Genomic DNA, 19,056 nt, shown 5'->3' with positions numbered 1-19,056 from the left:
TGGTGATCCAATGATCTACCTTCCACCTCACACCACGCACGTCCCTGTTCCACGACTCAACTTTTGCCCAGAACCAACATAATGCGATCCTCCGTTGGGTACCTTGGATCGCCGGATTCTTTACCGGCTTCGTGACCGACATATTACGATACTATATCTCAACTAACATCAACTACCACGCAACGATACTTGATCCATTTGCCGGTGTTGGAACAACCCTCGTTGAGGGATTACGGAACAGCTTCAATGGTATCGAGTTTGATATTAACCCCTGTGCTACCCTCGCGGCAAAAACAAAGTGTAGCGCTTTTCATGTTTATCTAGCTCGTGTAGCAGCGGCAACAGAAACGTCGGCGGTTGAAGCGCATCGCCGTACCGTATCCGTTGTTCGTATATTTTTAAATGGTGAGGAGATTAGGCATTGCCTGACGGCATCAATATCCAACCACCTGCGGGTTTTTATTCACGTCTCCCATTGTTTAGCCCGGCTGTTGAACGGAACGTGCGCTATTGTCCTGAACTCATTACCACCTTCCGTATGGCAGCGAGCGAATCTTCTCTGCGTGCGACTCATCCCGGAACGTATGTCCGCAGGTGTGGGAAGACGTTCGAGCATTCTACCGTACAATGACAATGCGCGAACTGAGTTTTCTCCAATTTGGCATACAATCGTAACCGGTTTTGGCAACCACGATCCCGGTAAAGGGCGGTACAATCAACAGTGTTCTCTATGGAACCCACTCCATCCCGGTTGTAGATGGGCGCAACATTTGCGATCAAACCGCAAAGACCACCAAGAACTGATCGAGGCCGTGAAACAAGTAGTTCAACAGGATATGTCATACCGCTGTGTTTATCCAACACTTATGCGATCATCGCGTGTTATTTCCATCAGAATACGATCGTAACGACGCCCATCTAGCATGATAGCTCCACGTAACCGGCCCACTTCGCGAAAGCCGGCCCGCACATAGGCCCGGTACGCCCGCTCGTTGAACGCATACACCCACAACGAGATGTTATAAAGGTTGAGATAGCGAAACCCGTAATCGACTAACAAACGAACCGCTTCACGTCCACAACCTTGCCCCCACACCGTTTTATCACAAATAGCGATGCCCAGTTCGGCAATGCCGTGGAGTAGGTTGATACGAAACAAACTACATGTGCCGATCAGCCGCTCACCGTCACGCAGTATTATCGTAAAAGTACGCCGATCGTCTTTGGCTATGGCGTTTGCATTAATCCACTGCTGTTCTTGTTCGAGGGTGTAACTGTACCCCTGTTGGCCTAACAGAGCAGTGAATTCCAGATCGGCAAACCACTGTGCCAGCAGTGGTGCATCATCGGCGAAGATATGGCTCAGAAAGACCCGCTCACCGGCTACAACGACCGGTCGCGTTTGTGGGTGGGCGTTCATCGTCAACCCTTCCCTGGTATCGAACTACCCTTCCTCATCACTGTTCATCAACCGAACATAACTATCGTAGCGCTCAGGCGTGATTTCTCCCCGCTCGACCGCAGCGCGTACTGCACAGTTAGGTTCATGCAAATGGGTACAACCGGCAAAGTAGCAATCGCGGAGAAAGGGACGGAATTCGCGAAAACACCATGCCAAATCGCGCGCCGGCAGTTTCCACAACCCGATCTCACGAATGCCCGGTGTATCGGCGACATAGCCACCTCCCGGCATGGTAAGGGGAATGAGTTCGGCGACAGTCGTCGTATGGCGCCCTTTGGTGAGGCGCTCACTCACCTCACCGGTGCGCAAATTGAGACCGGGCTGGATCGCGTTGAGCAGGCTGCTTTTGCCAACTCCTGACTTACCGGTGACAACGCTAATCTTGCCGATGAGCCGATCGCGCAGGTCGGCAATCCCTTCGCCGCTGATGGTACTCGTATACACGACCGGGTAGCCGATCTGTTCATACGGTCTGAACAGCGACTCAGCGACTTCACGCCCGACGAGATCGATTTTGGTCGCCACAATGATTGCCGGTAGTTCGCTGTGTTCACAGATGACCAGATAGCGGTCGAGCATACGCGGGGTAAACTCCGGTTTAGCGCACGCAAAGACCAACAACACTTGATCGACGTTGGCAACGATGACGTCCTCTTTGTACGCGCCGCGTGAACCGGCAGCCCGCCGAGCCAACTGACTGCGCCGCGGCAAAACCGCCTCGATAGCACCTTGCCCATAACCGACCAAAACCACTTCAACCTGATCACCGATCACGACCAGGTCGGTTGCCTGACGCTCCTTTTTCAAGCGACCACGCAAGCGGCATTCGAGCAGACCTTGTTCGGTCAGTACCCAGAAAAAGCCACTCTGCGCCCGCAATACCGTTCCGATCAGACGGCCAGTCTTGGTCTCCGGCGCCGATACGGTTTGCTCGATCTCCACAGCGGCTGCTTTACGATTCATCAATGCGCACCTCCAGCCGATGTACTCCCAAGAGATCGAATGCCACACTAATAATCCGCTCGATCAACGACGGTGACGGCAGCTCTGCGGCGGTAGCCGCCTTCAGCGTCGTGTGCGCCGATCGCGGTTGCCCCGTTTTGGGCGGATGATACGTTAGCGAGCCGTCACGCTCTAGAATAATCATGATGGTTCCCTCCGCAACAATTGGTCGCGTTTGATGGACGGCGGTGGTGATAGCCTGATGATCTGTCATCGTTAGCAATCCTCGTTCTCAGTACCCGTCTGCCTCAGTGCCATTCGACTTCATTGTGCGGAGGGAATAAAAAGGCTGTGGTTGCTGACGCCACAGCCCAAATAAGTAACGGGCTGTAGGCGCTTAGCAGCTTCCCACAGCCCGTCGGTATCACAGGTTAGCCTGTTTAGCCTGTGCTGTGTGAAGCCCCTCCTGCATCAATGGAGTCGCACAGTACCATCACAACAATCGTTGGGGTTCTATCGCTGATGAGTGGCATGCGCTCCTCCTTTGACCAGAATAGACGTTAATGCTTGCTCGTGCAGCATAACACGCAGTTTCACGATTGTCAATGTGGGTTTCCTCAGTCTTTGGGCTGATCATAAGCCACGTGTCGCCACGAACAATTATCTCGTCGGTACGGAAATGGTGCTTTCGCGGTTCACGTTGCTGCACGTGGCCTTCCTGCTTCACCTGATACCGTTGCTATCACATGCTGCCACGTCTCGGCGGCAACGTTTCGCCCGCAGAGCAACACCACGACTCGCCGTCCTTGCAAATCGCCGATTTGGCCGGAGAGTAACGCTGCCAACGGCACAGCTCCACTCCCCTCGACAATGAGGTGATGCTCGACGAACAACCAATGCATTGCCTGCATAATTGCCGCTTCATCAACGCATACTACCTCATCGAGCACTTGCTGTAATATCGGCAACGTGATCGTATCAGCTTCCAACCCACCGGCCAACCCATCGGCTAATGTTGGTCCATCAGGTATCGGGACAACACGTCCGGCCCGTAAGGCTGCTGCCATTGCCGCGGACGCTGCCGCCTGGACTCCAATGATGCGCACCTGTGGATTGATAGCTTTTGCCCATAGACCAACACCGCTCGCCAGACCACCACCACCGACGGCGACGACCAACACCTCAACGTTGGGTAACGTTTCCCACACTTCTACCGCTAATGTGCCTTGCCCGGCAATGACCATCGGATCGTTGTAGGGTGAGATAAAATACCAACCATGCACTTTGGCCAGCCGTAATGCTTCAGCTTCAGCTTCATCGTAGCTTTGGCCGTGCAAGCGTAAATCTACCGGATAACGATACAACCCAGCGATCTTGGCCGGTGAAGCTGTCGCCGGCACAACTAGTGTAGCGGCATGGCCGGTCAGTGCTGATGCGTGGGCGACGCCAAGAGCATGGTTCCCGGCCGAACACGCAACCACATACACATTGGGCGGTAACTGGCGTAGTACATTCGCGGCACCACGTAGTTTAAAACTACCGGTCACCTGCGCTAATTCAAGTTTGAGCCACACTTCAGCGCCTAACAACGTACTCAGTGGCCGACTCAACTCAAGTGGCGTAGGTTGGACAATACCGGCGATGTGTTGACGAGCTGTCAAGATGGCTACCGGCTTCACATCAATACGAGCTGTCATAGATTACTCTGCTTACGCATGCCCCCGGATCGGTTTAGGCCGATACGGCTCTTCTAATCGCTGAATTTCTTCCGGTGTGAGCTGGATTTCGAGGGCTGCGACTGCCTCTTCGAGCTGATACATCTTAGTTGCCCCGATAATCGGTGCCGTCACTTCGGGTTTGTGGAGCAGCCATGCCAGCGCGATCTGGGCATTGCTCACCCCGCGCTCCCGAGCAATCTCACTCACCCGCTCGACAATTACATAATCGCTGGCATCGTACATCGCGTGCGAGATGGTATCTGAGCGACCACGCACCGTCGCAGCGCCGGTACCTTGTGGCCGATTACCGGCTAAGAAACCACGTGCCAGTGGACTCCATGGAATCACTGCTAGTCCCGCATCACGACATAGCGGGAGCATCTCACGCTCTTCTTCACGGTAGACGAGGTTGAGATGGTTTTGCATCGAAACGAACCGTGCCCAACCGCGTCGTTCTTGTATACATAAGGCCTTGGCTAATTGCCACGCAAACATACTCGATGCACCGATATAGAGAGCTTTTCCGGCGCGCACAACATCGTTCAGCGCTTCCAGCGTCTCTTCAATGGGTGTTTCGTAATCCCAGCGATGAATCTGGTACAGATCGACATAATCCATCCCTAATCGGTGCAGAGAGGCGTCAATTGCCTGCATAATATGTTTGCGGGAAAGACCGCGATCGTTCGGGCGATCGCTCATCGGCTGATAAACTTTGGTTGCAATAACCAACTCATCGCGACGTACCCCAGAATCGCGGATGGCACGACCGAGAATTTCTTCACTCATCCCCAGCGAGTACATATCGGCAGTATCGAAAAAGTTGATCCCCAATTCTAAGGCGCGAAAGATAAATGGACGACTAGCGGCTTCATCGAGCACCCATTCGCGCCATGTCGGCGAACCATAGCTCATACAGCCGAGACAGATCCGCGAGACGTGCATACCGGTTGTGCCGAAGCGGGTGTATTGCATAGTTCCTCCTATTGGCAATGTTCGGTGATATGTCTATCATAGCAAACATTGATGAATCCGGTGTTGCGTAATGTAATCTTCCGGGCGCAGCACTGCCGTGCGGTCCTGGGGCAGCACCGCCGGGCGCAGCACTGCCGTGCGGTCCTGGGGCAGCACCGCCGGGCGCAGCACTGCCGGGCGGTCCTGGGGCAGCACCGCCGGGCGCAGCACTGCCGGGCGCAGCACTGCCGTGCTGCGCTACTTGACCGTATGGTAGGCGCGTGATAGAGTCAACGTACTATGGTAACTGTTACAGTTCATTCAGGTCGGGAACGACCGATCATTCAACGACATCCTTGGGTATTTTCCGGCGCTATCGCCAGTGTGCGCGGTAATCCTGCCCCCGGCGAGGTAGTCGAGGTATACAGTCAAGACGGCAGTTGGTTGGCACGTGGGTTCTGGAGCAGTAGCTCGCAGTTGCGAGTACGTCTCGCAACATGGGACGCTACCCAGCCTCTCGATGAGACGTGGCTGCGTGACACAATTGCCCGCGCTGTGAGTGGCCGGGAGCGCTGGTTAATCGATCCGGCGATCGCTTGCCGCCTCGTCTTTAGTGAGTCGGATGGATTGCCCGGCCTGATTATTGACCGGTATGGTTGCTACCTGGTCATTCAATTGCTTACCCAAGCTATGGCAGTACGTGCTGAGCAGGTTGTGGCCGCACTCGTTGATCTGTTAGCCCCCCGCGGGATTTACGAACGTAGCGATGCGGATGTGCGCGAAAAGGAAGATTTACCAATAGTCGCCGGGTTGCGTTGGGGCGAACAACCACCGCGCATGCCGATATGTCCAATTAGTGCCCTTGGTCAGATGGCAACCGGTCTACGCATGTTTGCTGATGTGACAACCGGCCAAAAGACTGGGATTTATCTCGATCAAGCAATTAATCACGCACGGGTTGGTGCATACTGTAACGGAGCAGAAGTGCTCGACTGCTTTTCTTACGCTGGCGGCTTTGCCCTAGCCGCTGCCCGTGCCGGGGCGTGTCGGATAACCCTCGTTGATGCTAGTGCCGATGCGCTGGCACTCGCCGGTGAAAATCTGCGCCTCAATAAACTCACTACTTCGGCAGAGTTTGTCGTCGGCGATGCTTTTCACATACTACGCCAGTACCGCAATGAACGGCGTCAATTTGATGTGGTGATCCTCGATCCGCCGAAGTTCGCTTATCAACAAACACATCTGCAACGGGCTACCCGCGGTTACAAAGATATCAACTTACAAGCATTGCACTTGATTCGACCGGGTGGCATTCTGGCGACGTTTAGCTGCTCTGGCCTTGTCTCTGCCGATCTCTTTCAGAAAGTCGTCTTTGGCGCGGCTGTTGATGCCGGGCGCGATGTCCAAATCCTTGAGCGGCTTACCCAAGCCCCCGATCATCCGGTCTTACTTAGCTTTCCTGAAGCTGAATATCTCAAAGGTTTTATCTGTCGAGTGTGGTAAACTAATGTCGCTTTGGTTGAACACAGAGTGAATATGAATTTCACAATCTTTGAAGATGGACACATCGCTAGCCCGACCGGTTTTCGTGCAACCGGTATCTCGGCTGGGCTGAAAGAGGGGAGCAAGGCGCGCGATCTGGCTCTCATCTATTCACTGCATCCGTGTCGTGCAGCAGCCCTCTTCACAACCAGTGTCTTCAAAGCGGCTCCCGTTTTTCTCAGCCAAGCGATTTTGTTACGTAACCACGATGCTATCCGTGCTGTGCTGATTAACGCCGGACATGCTAATGCTGGTACCGGTCAAGCCGGTCTGAATGATGCTATCGAGTGCGCCAAAATCACGGCTGATGAACTGGAGATACCACGCGACTCCGTTTTGCTTATGTCAACAGGATTGATAGGTGTGCCGTTGCCGATGCAGCGGATGCGCAACGGGATTCGGCGGGCAGTGAGCGAACTCGATAGTAACGGCGGTCGGCGTGCAGCCCTCGCCATTCTCACGACCGATACTCGTCCGAAAGAACGGGTCTTGCGTGTGTCATTGCGGAACGGTCCCCGTTTTACGCTCGCCGGTATGGCGAAGGGCACCCGTATGATCCACCCTCGCTTGGCAACGGTGCTGGTCATGATCACAACCGATCTCGCTATCAGTCAGCCCCTCTTGCAACGTGCCCTCCATCACAGTGTTGAGCGTTCGTTCAATCGACTGAATATCGACGGGGATCGTAGCCCCAATGATAGCGTGATAATGTTGGCCAACGGTGCTATCGATCATCCACCAATTACCGACTCGAGTACGTGGGAATATGGCGTATTTCAAGAAGCACTCGATTATCTCTGTGCCGATCTCGCCGGACAGATCGTGCGTGATGCCGCCGGTTCTGGTAAAGTAATAAAGGTAGTTGTACAGGGTGCATCTGACGGAGCAATGGCTCAGACCATTGCCAACGCTGTCGCACGTTCTGGTTCGGTGCGTGCTGCTTGCCGGCGTAATTCCTCCGATTGGGGTGCGTTATTGGCAGCAATTGGTGCAAGCGCTGTCGAACTACGACCCGATTTGCTCGATTTGCAAATCGGAACGGTACCGGTGATGACACGCGGTACACCGGTACCGTTCGACCCAACGACACTAGTACAAGCGATGTCTGGTCCAGAAGTTGAGTTGATAATCGACCTCAACCTCGGGCCGGCGGAAACGACCGTCTGGACCTGTACGTGGACGGATGGATGAACCATTATGGAACAGACTTTACCGTTATTTCCCCTCGGCACGCTCCTCTTCCCCGGTAGCTTGTTGAGTCTGCATATTTTTGAAGAGCGTTACCGACTGATGATCGGACGGTGTTTGGCGACCCAGCAGCCGTTTGGTATTGTGTTACTACGGCGTGGGCACGAGGTCATCGAAGGTCGCCGAATGGCAATTGCCCCCGAACCGTATGATGTCGGCACGGTTGCCGTGATTCAAGAGCATCTTCGCCTTGAAGATGGTCGTTACTTGCTCCAGGTTATCGGTCAGCAGCGCTTCCGGATCGTACAAATTGTTGAACAAACGCCTTATCTTGTGGCACAGGTTAAACTGCTATCGGATCACGTTGATGGGCAGACAATCGCTGCAGCCAATGAGTTACGCACTACCTACCAACGTTACTGGGAACGAGTCGCGACCATTACCGGTGCCGAGATCGATGTCGAACCATTGCCACTCGAACCGGTAAAGTTAAGTTATCTCCTCGCCGACCGTCTCCAAATCGATCCGGTCCAGAAGCAACGTTGGCTCGAAGCAAATGTCACCGAGCGTTTACGCAGTCTGAACAAAGCTCTCCGCACTGAATTAGCGATCTTGCCACGCGGACCACAGCGGTTTGATCCGCGCAATATGTTCGGAAGTTGGAATAGTCTGAATTAGTGCAACACGTATGATTATCGGTTCTTGTACTATCCACTTGCACATCGCCACTGCTCAATCGCTGAAAGAGAAACGTCAGGTGTTGCGCTCGCTCATCTCGCGTATCCGCAACGAGTTTAACGTGTCGGTTGCCGAAGTTGATGATCAGGATCGATGGCAGAGTGCGATCCTCGGTGTAGCGGTGGTTGCTACCGATCAGGTCCACGCGCAGCGTCAACTTGAAGCAGTGGTCAGTTTTATTGAACGGCAGCGTCCCGATTGCCCACTTCTGAATTACGCAATCGAAATGCTATAACGATAGTAGCTACCGCGCTCATCGCCGAACAAACAGACACACTATGACAGACGAGATCTATCCCTTTCCGCTGTTGGCGATGGTCGGTCAGACCGAACTTAAGACGGCGCTCATCCTTGGATTGATTAACCCCCAAATTGGTGGCATTCTGATAAGCGGTCCCTACGGTGTTGGTAAGACGACCGCAGTCCGCAGCCTCCTCGATCTTATGCCATTTGTCACGCGCGACGCAACCACAAGCGATGGCAAGCCCCTTATAGAACGGATGCGGTTGATCGAATTACCGCTCAATGCTCGACTTGAAGATGTTGTCGGGGGGATCAACGAGCGGATCGCACTTGAACAGCGGATCGTTCGGCTTGAAGAGGGAATTCTCGCCCGTGCGCACGGTAATGTTCTCTACGTCGATGAGATTAACCTGCTTGATCAGGCCGTGGTAGATGCCATCCTCGATGCTGCAGCACAGGGTCGTACCTTTGTACGCCGTGGCGCAATGATCCGACTCTTTCCCAGTCAGTTTATATTGATCGGGTCCATGAACCCAGAGGAGGGTGCATTACGCCCGCAAATCCTCGATCGCTTTGGTTTACGAGTATGGGTTGCCCCGGTTGCCGATCATCGTGCTCGGCTAGAAATCTACCGGCGGGCACGCGATTTTCGGAACGATCCGGCGGGATTCCGGCAAGTCTATGCTGCCCAGACCACGGCTCTCGCTGAAGAGATTATGATTGCGCGTGAGATACTGCCCCATGTGACGATTCCACCCGAATTGGAGGAACAGGCGCTGGCATTAGTACAGCGTTTACAAATTCCATCGCACCGCGCCGAAATTGCGCTGCTCGAGGGAGCAAGGGCACGCGCTGCCGCCGATTTTCGCAATACCGTTAATACCGAAGATATTCGGCGGATTGCACCGTTGGCGCTTACGTGGCGGCACAGTGACTGGTTTGAACGGCACACTGCCAATGTACACACCGAGCAGGCTACGATCAATGCAGCCCTTGATGAACTATTTCCGGTGAGTGAGACACCACGTCGGCGGGGGCGACGCAGCACGATGCGCCAGATAGAAGATTCGGCGATGGATAACCACTAGGAATCCAGCATGAAAAACGAGTGTTGATTACAATTCTGTAATAGCTTCACCTGCATCTTCAGGAAAACTATACACGACAATCCCTAAACGTTCGGCCACCTTCCGCGCTGCTGGGTCGACCATCGGCGAAATCACAATAAGTTGTTGCGCTGTTCGGCCATGGCGTTGTTGATACCAACGCGCTTTGCGTTCAAATAAATACATGTCAGCTTTGCTCATTGAAGATTTAATCTCACAAATAAGCAAAACACCATTTTTAATTATTAGATCGAGTTCAATTTGTTCAGGACGACCAAACACCTCACCGCTATCATCATACTCATTGACGTGAATCACCTCAAGCGGGAAGAAATCGGTCAAAATACCTCGAAGCGCACTTCGAAAAGATTGTTCGGAAGACAACCCCCAGCGAGCACCTAGTGCACCTATGGTCGAATCAAACCGACGATCAAGCACTTTCATTCCCTGGATAAGTTCACGAATCTCGCGCTGATTCTCTTCCCACCGCCGATCTTGCTCTTCCCACCGCCGATTTTGCTCCTCCCACTTTCGGTTTTGCTCGTCCCACAGTCGTACTTGTTCGTCCCACCGCCGATCTTGCTCTTCCCACCGCCGATTTTGCTCTTCCCATAACCGCATTTGTTCTGCCCAACGTCGTGACTGCTCTTCGCGATCACGACGTAGCTCTTCGAGAATTTGATCAAATCGACTCTCTGTTTCACGGCGGTCAGCAAAGTATTGTTGCGACAGCCGCAAAATTAAACGCTGCAACTCTGGATCACGCTCGAAGAGCGCCGGTAGTTCTTGCAAGATGAGTTCGCGTAGTTGTTCGCGATCAATCGTCATACAAGTTGCTCACACACGGGCCAGCAGAGAATGAACAGTCTAATTGATTATAGCATAGAGTTTCCTTGGGGAAGGGCTGATATTCCACCGGTAGAATGAGCCAGTGGTGGGGCGAATAGGGTGCGAGGGAGGAAGAGCGTGACCGTACCATCGTTTCAAGGGCACGCCATCGGTGCGGTGAGTGGGGCGGGTAGGGTGAACCCACCCGCGTCGCTGGGACTGACCATCATTAAGGTGCACAGAGCGGGTGGGGTCAACCCACCCGCATCTTGGTGTCACGCCATCGGCGGGGTAAGCGAAGCGAGTGGGCGTAACCCCCTTCTCGTTTTGCGCGCAGACCAGCGGCGGGTCGAGCCGGTGGTGTGAGGGGAACCCACCCGCGTCGCTGGGACTGACCATCATTAAGGTGCACAGAGCGGGTGGGGTCAACCCACCCGCATCTTGGTGTCACGCCATCGGCGGGGAGAGGATAGCCTGGAGGCGAGCGATGGCGCGACGTTGGAGGGCCTTAGTGGCCGAAAGGGAGAGACCGAGCTGACGTGCCGTATCAGCAAGCGAGCAGGTGTCGCGAAAGCGCAAGGTGAGCACGCGCCGGTAAGCAAGGGGCAGCGTGGCGATAGCTTGGTTAAGGGCGGCGTGGTCGGCGGCGTGGAGGCAGGTGATAGCGACATCGTCGTCAGCGGCGAAGTGCGCCGCGTCGGTCAGGGGGACGGTCCGCCCGGCGCGCCGGTGGGTATCGACGACCAGATCGTGCGCGAGCCGGAAGAGCCAGGCATCGATGGGCACACCCCGGTCGACAAAAGCCGGCGCGCGTTCGAGGAGACGCAGGAATAGGTCGTGGTGTAGGTCGCGCGCAAGGTCAGGGTCACGCAGGCGACGGGTGAAGTAGCCAAGGAGACGCGGGGCGTAGGTCGTGTAGAGCCAGCCGATGATCTGCGGGTCACGCTGTTGCAGTCCGGTCACGATGGTGTGATGTGCAGGGGATTGCATCTGTGTCTCCAAGTATAGGATTTGGGTAGTGCGAAACGGTACGATTTTTGCAAAACGTTAGTGGTACCGGAGTGGAAGATCCACCCCGGCTTGGAGTCTGAACAACATCTATTTGACACTTAGGCACTGCGCACGCGGATTGGGCGACGCACTGCATTCGGGTGCCAACAAGGATTTGCTGGGTCTAGCGGTTCGTCAGCTTCAGTATTTGGATGGTCGGAGTGAGGTGGTTGATCTGGCGGTGGTGGAGGCGGAGCTGATGCCGAAGGGCGGGGAATCAGACGGATGAGTGATAGAAGTAATGACATGATTGTCTCCTGGTCACTTCAATGAAGAAACTGTCATTTATAATACCGCGCAACATCGCAAAAAGACTCGTTATCAAATGTATGACGGCAAAATTAGTACATTAGTTCGCAATACCAACCTAGACTATGTAGTGATTTAGATATTCTTCACCGTTGTTTCTCTGTTAAAGTAATGACCTAACCTCAATGGCGTACCAACGTACAAGAGGCGCGGTCGACCGCGCCTCTTGGTTCCATATCAGAGCGTATTGACTTGCTGCGTTGTGAATACCGGGCCGATCAACCAGCCTGACCAACACGTACCACCAATCGCCGCACCGGTGCCTCTTGCGCCATCCGCTGCGTCAACTGCCATGTCCCGAGGCAAAAAGCGAGTTGAGCCAACGTCTGCGCAATCTGCTCAAACCACTGAACGGCAATCGTCTGTGGAACGTTATTCGCCATCTGCGACATCCCGATAATAACCAGCACCACCACTACAAATCCGACTGCCAACCCACGCATATTACGTCGCCACGCACCAATTGCCAGTATCAGTAAGAGGGCTACGTTACCAATAGTTGCCAGCATAATGAGCGGCACCCGCCATAGCCCGCCATTGGCCGCGATAATCGCCGATCCACCCCCAAACAATGCAATGATGATAAGCGAAACGAGCCATGGCCAACGGATAGCAGATTGACCACGCAACTGTCGCGTATAACTATATACGGCGATGGCAATCAGGGTAAAACCGGGAGCAATCATGGGGAAGAGTGCTTGGCTAAACAAGGGAACATCGGTGCCATTGAGCGCCATCAACAGTTTCCACGTCGCCTTGAGCAAACCACCGACTGCCAAGAGACCAAGACCGGTAAACACCATCATCCCCAATCCACGATCGACTTGGTATACAGTGCGGGCAAGAAACCATACCCCGATCAGCGAAAAAATCACCGGGAGGTAATCCTCCAGCGCCAGTGCCAGCGAATATTCCATCTCCATCGCAAGCCTCCCGCGTTTGCTCTTGCTTGTCACGTGAGTTCATTATATTGCATATCATACATTCTGACAAGTTACAGATTCAAAACTCGGAAACTAAAACTTGCGCGCATCTTTTAGCGATCTCAAACGGTATAACTATGTAGAACGGTCAGATAGGAGCGCACAGCAGTGTTCTGCTCCCAGCAATGTACTGACAAGTTATCGCGGAAGGAGCAATCATGCTGGCCAAGGTGTTGAGTTGTGCCGTTATCGGACTAGACGGCGTGCTGGTTGACGTAGAGGTTGATGTCGCCGGTGGCATGCCCGCTTTCAGTGTCGTCGGGCTAGGCGACGCTGCGGTACACGAAAGCCGCGAACGAGTACGTTCTGCAGTACGAAATAGTGGTATGCGCTTTCCGATGCAGCGTATTACCGCCAATCTCGCACCTGCCGACCTACGCAAAGCCGGACCGGCGTATGATCTGCCGATCGCGCTCGGCTTGCTGATCGCTACCGGTCAACTCGATACCAACCTTGCCGATGCGGTGTTTGTCGGTGAACTCAGCCTTGACGGTAGCCTTCGCCACACCGACGGCATTCTCCCAATGGCGGCAGTGGCCCGTGCCCACGGCATCACGACGATGTATCTCCCCGCCGAAGACGCGGCTGAGGCAGCATTAATTGACGGTCTCCGAATTATCCCGCTGACCTCACTCCGTGAATTAATCGACCATCTCAATGGTGAGCATCCGATACGACCCTATCAAGGGCAGATGGGTTTTACCCCTATCGTCCCAACGCCACATGTCGATTTTGCCGACGTGCGTGGACAAGAGCACGTGAAACGGGCGTTAGAAATTGCCGCTGCTGGAGGCCACAACGTCCTGATGAGTGGTCCGCCGGGGGCAGGCAAGACGATGCTCGCGCGTGCGCTACACTCCATCTTACCGCCGCTCAGTTTTGCGGAGGCACTCGAAGTCACCAAGATCTACAGTGTCGCCGGGCAACTCCCACGCGACACACCGCTCATTCGGGAACGCCCCTTCTGCGCACCGCATCACACCGTTTCCACCGCAGGACTCGTTGGTGGTGGCACGCGGGTCAAACCGGGCATGATTACCCTCGCCCACCGCGGCATCTTGTTTCTCGACGAGCTACCCGAATTCGGTCACCGGTTAGAAGTACTGCGGCAACCGCTCGAAGACCGCATCGTCACGCTGAGTCGGGCGCAGGGCAGTATCACCTACCCGGCAGCCTTCATGCTCGTTGCGGCACAAAACCCATGCCCGTGCGGCTGGCACGGCGATCCCGAGCGAACCTGCACTTGCTCCCCAACCCTCGTCAACCGCTATCAACGGCGGATCAGCGGGCCACTCCTCGATCGCATCGACATCCACATCGAGGCTCCACGGATCAAATACGACAAACTCAGCAGCCTCGCACCCGGCGAAACCTCAGCCGCCGTGCGTGAACGGGTCATCTTGGCCCGCAACCGCCAAACCGAACGCCTCCGCCAGCACCCGCACTGTTGCAGTAATGCCGATCTCGGCCCGGCCGAAATTCGCGTCTTTTGCACCCTAGACAACGCCGGCCAATCTCTCCTCAAATCGGCGGTCCAGCGGCTCAATCTTTCTGCGCGCAGTTACCACCGCATTTTACGACTCGCCCGCACCATCGCCGATCTGGCCGGCGCCAACCAGATCGCTGCCGTCCACGTTGCCGAAGCCATCCAGTACCGACCACGGCAGGGGGAGTGAATATGGCAATAGGAACTAACCAAGAATGCTGACAGGAACAGTCATGGAGGATAAGAATTTGCCGAATATCACCAATTCTGCTATACTCAGGATCAGCAGTAGCAACTCTAGGAAAATCCATGCTACTTAACTATTGGACACAATCAAAAACGGTAACAAGTTATACAAAAATCTGTTAATAAGGTGCTACATGCGAAAACCTATCGTTATTTTAGGTGCTGGTATAGCAGGATTAAGTATGTCCTATTTCTTAGCCCAGCGTGGTATTCCATCGATAGTCTTAGAAAAAAATCCATATTACGGCGGACTTGCCCGAAGCTTCCGCTGGAATGATTTCTGGTGTGACTTTGCTGCACATCGTTTTTATGCACATGATCAAGAAGTGCTTGATTGTGTACGATCTCTCACTCCAATGATTGAACACTACCGGCGTAGTCGTATTTTTTTTAAGCAACGCTGGTTACGCGATCCGATAGATATTATCGAGTTATTCTCACACCTATCAATGTATGAAAGATGGCACATCGTACAAGATTACCTCAGAAGAGACAAAACATTACCAGACCATTCATTCGAACAATATGTGGCGAAGCGGTATGGTCATGCACTATACGATATTTTCTTTCGCTGTTACACCGAACGACTCTTCTCACTCTCTGGTCAAGACATTGCAGTTGAATGGGCCATTTGGAAAGTTAGACTATCTTCACCACTTGATCGACTAAAGAACTCAACTAGGACAAAGTTTCGCCGATTTTACTATCCAATAAGTGGAGGTTATGGCGCAATTGTTAATGGATTATACCAAAAAATACAAGACCAAGTAATTCTAAACGCACAAGTCACTAGTTTTATCCGTGATCAAAACGGGCAAGTACAAGGCATAACGTATCGTCACTACAATCAAGAGTACGAATTATACGCACAACACATTATATCCACATTACCATTAACAGTCACAGCTCAATTATTAGGAGAAGAGATCAAAATAAACTACCAAAAAGTTGACGCAGTCTATTTATTGCTTAACAAACCTTTAATGAGCAACAATCACTGGTTATATTTCATGGATAGTTCATCAACTATCAATCGTCTTGTTGAATTTAAAAATATGAGCAACTATCAAACACCACCACATACAACAGTAGTATGTGCAGAGGTAACTATTGAAGCACCAAACATCATTGAACGAGTAGTAAATGATTTAGTACAGAGCAGGTTGATCCAACCACATGAGGTAATTGACACACATGTGATACGTGAACCATTTGCATATCCACGATATAGTCGGGGCTATATTAATGAAGTACAACGGTTCCAACAAGTATTGCAACATTACCCGAATATACACATTTTAGGTAGATCAGCACAATTCACTCATTATGAGGTCGATGATCTACTAGATCAGGCATATCAAATGGCACAGCAAATAACAACAACACAGCCCATTACAATCCAATCCACCAATAAAGAACCACCTGTTTGGATTGTAATTTTAACCCTAAACAATTATCATGACACTGAAGAGTGCTTACGTTCACTACAATCATTAGACTACCCTTCATACAATATTATACTGGTTGATAACGGATCGAGCGATAACACACCAGATCTGGTAAGAAAACAGTTTCCAAACGTAAAAGTAATAGAAAACCACTACAACCTCGGTGTAGCGGCGGGGTATAACGTCGGAATTCACTATGCACTTGATAATGGTGCAGAATATATCTTTATCCTCAACAACGACACAACGGTCGATCCCCTTATCATAACACATCTCGTACAAGCCGCCCGCGAACCAAATGCCGGAATTCTAATGCCTATCGTTTACTATTATCACAATCCACAACAGGTCTGGTCGGCAGGAGCACGTTATCGTGCTTTTCCACCAGCCATTGTAATGGAGCGTAAAATTTATAACACATACCATGATCTTCAGTTTGCGATTAGTTGTGGTTTCCTGATAACTCGACATGCTCTTGAAAAAGCCGGTTTGTTTGATGAAAGCTTTCGCTTTCTCTGGGATGACCTAGATTTTTCACAACGAGTACGTAGAGCTGGACTACGCATTCTACAAGTTCCACAAGCTAAGATGTGGCATAAGGTCTCACAAACAACAAACCCTGCGTCTGAGCAATTTTGGCGAACTCATGGTGAAAGTAGTGTTATTTTCTTCCGTAGACATAGGCAGTCATTTCCGCTTCCGCAAATATTTTATCTAGGTTACTTTGCCTTACGCGAATTTATCTTCAAACGTCGTTTGAAATCGTTACCTTCATTCTTACAAGGTATACGTAGTGGTCAAACAAAACAACTAGTAGACGTACCTCTACCCAAGGATCGAATGTCATATCCATAAATGTTATATATTTGGATGTGTCACTATGACAATCCCCCACTCTACATCCTTCATACCAGAGGCTATCTGCAAAATATGCAACCACACTGGTGCAATTCCAGTATTTAGTGGACCTGACCGTCTGATGCGTTTGCCCGGTGTATTTCAAATTGTGCGTTGCTCCTACTGTGGTACATTCTATCAATGGCCGAAATTGCCGTGGGATGAATTACAAAAGTATTATCAAGGAGATTATGACTCCTACATTTCCGCATTAGCTGATGAACCATCACGTATCCGCCGTTGGCTTCGACGGCGATATACTTTGAAAATGCGTCATTTCGTTGAACAATTTACCCAAAATGGAGTGTTGCTTGACATTGGCTGTGGTACAGGTGCGTTTCTAGAAGAAATGCAGATGAGTGGCCGATGGCAACTGCACGGCATAGAACCAACAACAACTGCCGCAAATTATGTCAGACAGCGATTTGGGATACCGGTAATTAATTCATTAGTAGAGCAAGTGTCGCTATCCGACTGTACATTTGATGTAGTTACAATGTGGAATGTGTTTGAACATTTATCCGATCCCAAATTAGTCATCCAGAAGGTCTATCATTCACTCAAACCTAATGGAATTGCAATCATTGCAGTGCCAAATTATGAGAGTCTGAGTAGAGTAATATTTGGCAAATATTGGTGTGGTTGGGACTTGCCACGACATTTATTTGTCTTACCGAGTATTACACTTTTTGAATTGGTTAAACAAACTGGTTTTACTGTGCGCCAGCATAAATGTTTCCTCGGTACTTACGCATTGCTCGGTCATTCGCTATCATTTCTACAACAAGATCTGAGCGGAAGCAAACAAATAGCCTTATCCATACTTCAAAAAATATACACTTCACCAATTGGGAGGCTACTATTCTTCCCTCTTCAGTATATAACAGAGCGGACTGGACTGGCAAGTATTAAAGTTTGGGCATTACAAAAAACATGACATCAATAAATATTCACAACATTATCGAGCATATCTCTGCAATTCTAAAAAAACCATCAACGAATATAATAGTTAGAGCTATTGTCAATTTATTTTTTCTAGGATTGACAGGAATTATTTTTTACCAAAACCGACAGATAATTCCTGTAGTCTGGAATTCATTATCAATACAGAAGTTCGTTACTTGTTTGCTTTTGTATATAACATCACTAGTTATTCAAGCAACGATCTGGATCAACATGATAGGATATCGCCAGCAGAACTGGTATCAAGGCTTCGATGACTTCATGCAGACTTATTTAATGGGGCGCTTACCGGGCGGTTGGTGGAAATGGTTGGGACGTGTTACTGTATATCGTGCGCTTCATCTTTCTAAAACTACTGTATTATGGGTCAGCATTGCCGAATTAGTGCTACTAACGATGTCAGGTACGAGCATTATTATCGTTGTGAGTCTATCGTCGCCGATATGGCAGAGCTTAACAGTGTTACTTAGTCTTATTCTTTCTTGGCTCTTTTTCAAACTGCTTATAGTTCGTAGGCCGGAATGTTATCATCTACGCTCATCTTGGCAATTAATCTGGTATTGGTGTGGCTATTCAACGGCATGGTTACTAGGTGCAACCATTTTGTATCTACTGGCAGCCCCGCTAAGTGTGACACCTCTGACCTTAAAAGATACTGTTCTATTAAGTACTATGAGCGGTTTGGCCGGTCTAGTCTTGCAATTTCTGCCAATAAGTGCTTTGCTTAGAGATCTTGCTCTCGGAGCACTCCTCAATCGCTTTATGGATCTTCCCCAAGTTGTGATAGTTGTGTTTATAATCAGAATAATCTACAATCTGAGCGATATGTCTTCGAGCTTGATTACCTCTGCTATACTGCTTTTAATGCGGCACCGTTCGACGAATGAACCTAGATCAGACACACCTTATGCCGCTGAATAAAATACCGCAGCAAAATGACTTATATAATGTCAATA

The 19,056-nt window shown here is 51.3% G+C and carries 19 protein-coding genes; 11 read left to right on the top strand and 8 right to left on the bottom strand.

Going from position 1 to position 19,056, the window contains the following annotated elements:
- Positions 1-584 precede the first annotated feature (584 nt).
- Positions 585-908, top strand: a complete 324-nt coding sequence (locus ACP5OT_RS11000) for an Eco29kI family restriction endonuclease (protein WP_428132159.1) — start codon at positions 585-587, stop codon at positions 906-908.
- Here the strand turns inward: ACP5OT_RS11000 and ACP5OT_RS10995 are convergent.
- The 5 genes from ACP5OT_RS10995 to ACP5OT_RS10975 all read right to left on the bottom strand — a co-directional run bounded on the left by ACP5OT_RS10995 (position 854) and on the right by ACP5OT_RS10975 (position 5,094).
- Positions 854-1,420, bottom strand: coding sequence for a GNAT family N-acetyltransferase (locus ACP5OT_RS10995; protein ID WP_424675681.1), 567 nt, complete (start codon positions 1,418-1,420; stop codon positions 854-856). The genes ACP5OT_RS11000 and ACP5OT_RS10995 overlap by 55 nt on opposite strands.
- Before the next feature lie 24 nt (positions 1,421-1,444).
- Positions 1,445-2,425 (bottom strand): ribosome small subunit-dependent GTPase A, encoded by a 981-nt coding sequence (rsgA, locus tag ACP5OT_RS10990; RefSeq protein ID WP_424675680.1) that lies wholly within the window; start codon positions 2,423-2,425, stop codon positions 1,445-1,447.
- On the bottom strand, positions 2,415-2,678 hold the full coding sequence (locus ACP5OT_RS10985) for a hypothetical protein (RefSeq protein WP_424675679.1): 264 nt from the start codon (positions 2,676-2,678) through the stop codon (positions 2,415-2,417). The genes rsgA and ACP5OT_RS10985 overlap by 11 nt, the downstream gene beginning before the upstream one ends.
- A gap of 421 nt (positions 2,679-3,099) precedes the next feature.
- Entirely contained in the window at positions 3,100-4,101 is a 1,002-nt protein-coding gene (locus ACP5OT_RS10980; protein ID WP_428132129.1) for a threonine ammonia-lyase, read from the bottom strand.
- Positions 4,102-4,113: 12 nt separating this feature from the next.
- Positions 4,114-5,094: an aldo/keto reductase gene (locus ACP5OT_RS10975; RefSeq protein WP_428132126.1), complete on the bottom strand. Its 981-nt coding sequence runs from the start codon at positions 5,092-5,094 to the stop codon at positions 4,114-4,116.
- 279 nt (positions 5,095-5,373) lie between these two features.
- Here ACP5OT_RS10975 and ACP5OT_RS10970 point away from each other — a divergent pair, with 279 nt between their 5' ends.
- Genes ACP5OT_RS10970 through ACP5OT_RS10950 form a run of 5 tightly spaced genes read left to right on the top strand, consistent with a single transcriptional unit; the run spans position 5,374 to position 9,872 of the window.
- Positions 5,374-6,576, top strand: a complete 1,203-nt coding sequence (locus tag ACP5OT_RS10970; RefSeq protein ID WP_424677539.1) for a class I SAM-dependent rRNA methyltransferase — start codon at positions 5,374-5,376, stop codon at positions 6,574-6,576.
- A 33-nt stretch (positions 6,577-6,609) separates the two neighbouring features.
- Positions 6,610-7,806: a bifunctional glutamate N-acetyltransferase/amino-acid acetyltransferase ArgJ gene (gene argJ, locus ACP5OT_RS10965; RefSeq protein ID WP_424677538.1), complete on the top strand. Its 1,197-nt coding sequence runs from the start codon at positions 6,610-6,612 to the stop codon at positions 7,804-7,806.
- A 6-nt stretch (positions 7,807-7,812) separates the two neighbouring features.
- Positions 7,813-8,481, top strand: a complete 669-nt coding sequence (locus ACP5OT_RS10960; protein ID WP_424677537.1) for an LON peptidase substrate-binding domain-containing protein — start codon at positions 7,813-7,815, stop codon at positions 8,479-8,481.
- Between the two features lie 10 nt (positions 8,482-8,491).
- A complete protein-coding gene (locus tag ACP5OT_RS10955; RefSeq protein ID WP_015941057.1) occupies positions 8,492-8,776 on the top strand; it encodes a DUF503 domain-containing protein in 285 nt (94 codons plus the stop codon).
- A gap of 43 nt (positions 8,777-8,819) precedes the next feature.
- Complete coding sequence (locus ACP5OT_RS10950) at positions 8,820-9,872, top strand: ATP-binding protein (RefSeq protein WP_428112097.1); 1,053 nt, start codon at positions 8,820-8,822, stop codon at positions 9,870-9,872.
- A gap of 27 nt (positions 9,873-9,899) precedes the next feature.
- Here the strand turns inward: ACP5OT_RS10950 and ACP5OT_RS10945 are convergent, their stop codons facing one another.
- Positions 9,900-10,718: a PD-(D/E)XK nuclease family protein gene (locus ACP5OT_RS10945; RefSeq protein WP_428132123.1), complete on the bottom strand. Its 819-nt coding sequence runs from the start codon at positions 10,716-10,718 to the stop codon at positions 9,900-9,902.
- Positions 10,719-10,856: 138 nt separating this feature from the next.
- Here ACP5OT_RS10945 and ACP5OT_RS10940 point away from each other — a divergent pair, with 138 nt between their 5' ends.
- Positions 10,857-11,084, top strand: coding sequence for a hypothetical protein (locus ACP5OT_RS10940; protein WP_428132121.1), 228 nt, complete (start codon positions 10,857-10,859; stop codon positions 11,082-11,084).
- An 81-nt stretch (positions 11,085-11,165) separates the two neighbouring features.
- Here the strand turns inward: ACP5OT_RS10940 and ACP5OT_RS10935 are convergent, their stop codons facing one another.
- Both ACP5OT_RS10935 and ACP5OT_RS10930 read right to left on the bottom strand, forming a co-directional pair.
- Complete coding sequence (locus ACP5OT_RS10935) at positions 11,166-11,708, bottom strand: RNA polymerase sigma factor (protein ID WP_428132119.1); 543 nt, start codon at positions 11,706-11,708, stop codon at positions 11,166-11,168.
- A gap of 587 nt (positions 11,709-12,295) precedes the next feature.
- Positions 12,296-13,000, bottom strand: a complete 705-nt coding sequence (locus ACP5OT_RS10930; protein WP_428132117.1) for a hypothetical protein — start codon at positions 12,998-13,000, stop codon at positions 12,296-12,298.
- Positions 13,001-13,218: 218 nt separating this feature from the next.
- Here ACP5OT_RS10930 and ACP5OT_RS10925 point away from each other — a divergent pair, with 218 nt between their 5' ends.
- The 4 genes from ACP5OT_RS10925 (at position 13,219) to ACP5OT_RS10910 (ending at position 19,021) form a co-directional block, all read left to right on the top strand.
- A complete protein-coding gene (locus ACP5OT_RS10925; protein ID WP_424677589.1) occupies positions 13,219-14,736 on the top strand; it encodes a YifB family Mg chelatase-like AAA ATPase in 1,518 nt (505 codons plus the stop codon).
- 190 nt (positions 14,737-14,926) lie between these two features.
- Positions 14,927-17,095: a glycosyltransferase gene (locus tag ACP5OT_RS10920; RefSeq protein WP_428132115.1), complete on the top strand. Its 2,169-nt coding sequence runs from the start codon at positions 14,927-14,929 to the stop codon at positions 17,093-17,095.
- 25 nt (positions 17,096-17,120) lie between these two features.
- Positions 17,121-18,074: a class I SAM-dependent methyltransferase gene (locus ACP5OT_RS10915; RefSeq protein WP_424676740.1), complete on the top strand. Its 954-nt coding sequence runs from the start codon at positions 17,121-17,123 to the stop codon at positions 18,072-18,074.
- Complete coding sequence (locus ACP5OT_RS10910; protein WP_424676739.1) at positions 18,053-19,021, top strand: hypothetical protein; 969 nt, start codon at positions 18,053-18,055, stop codon at positions 19,019-19,021. The genes ACP5OT_RS10915 and ACP5OT_RS10910 overlap by 22 nt, the downstream gene beginning before the upstream one ends.
- Positions 19,022-19,056: the final 35 nt, after the last annotated feature.

This window comes from Chloroflexus sp. (assembly GCF_049970315.1).
In the GTDB taxonomy this organism is placed as follows: domain Bacteria; phylum Chloroflexota; class Chloroflexia; order Chloroflexales; family Chloroflexaceae; genus Chloroflexus.
The sequence above is the reverse complement of the archived record's forward strand: the minus strand, read 5'-3'. Positions and strand labels throughout refer to the sequence as shown.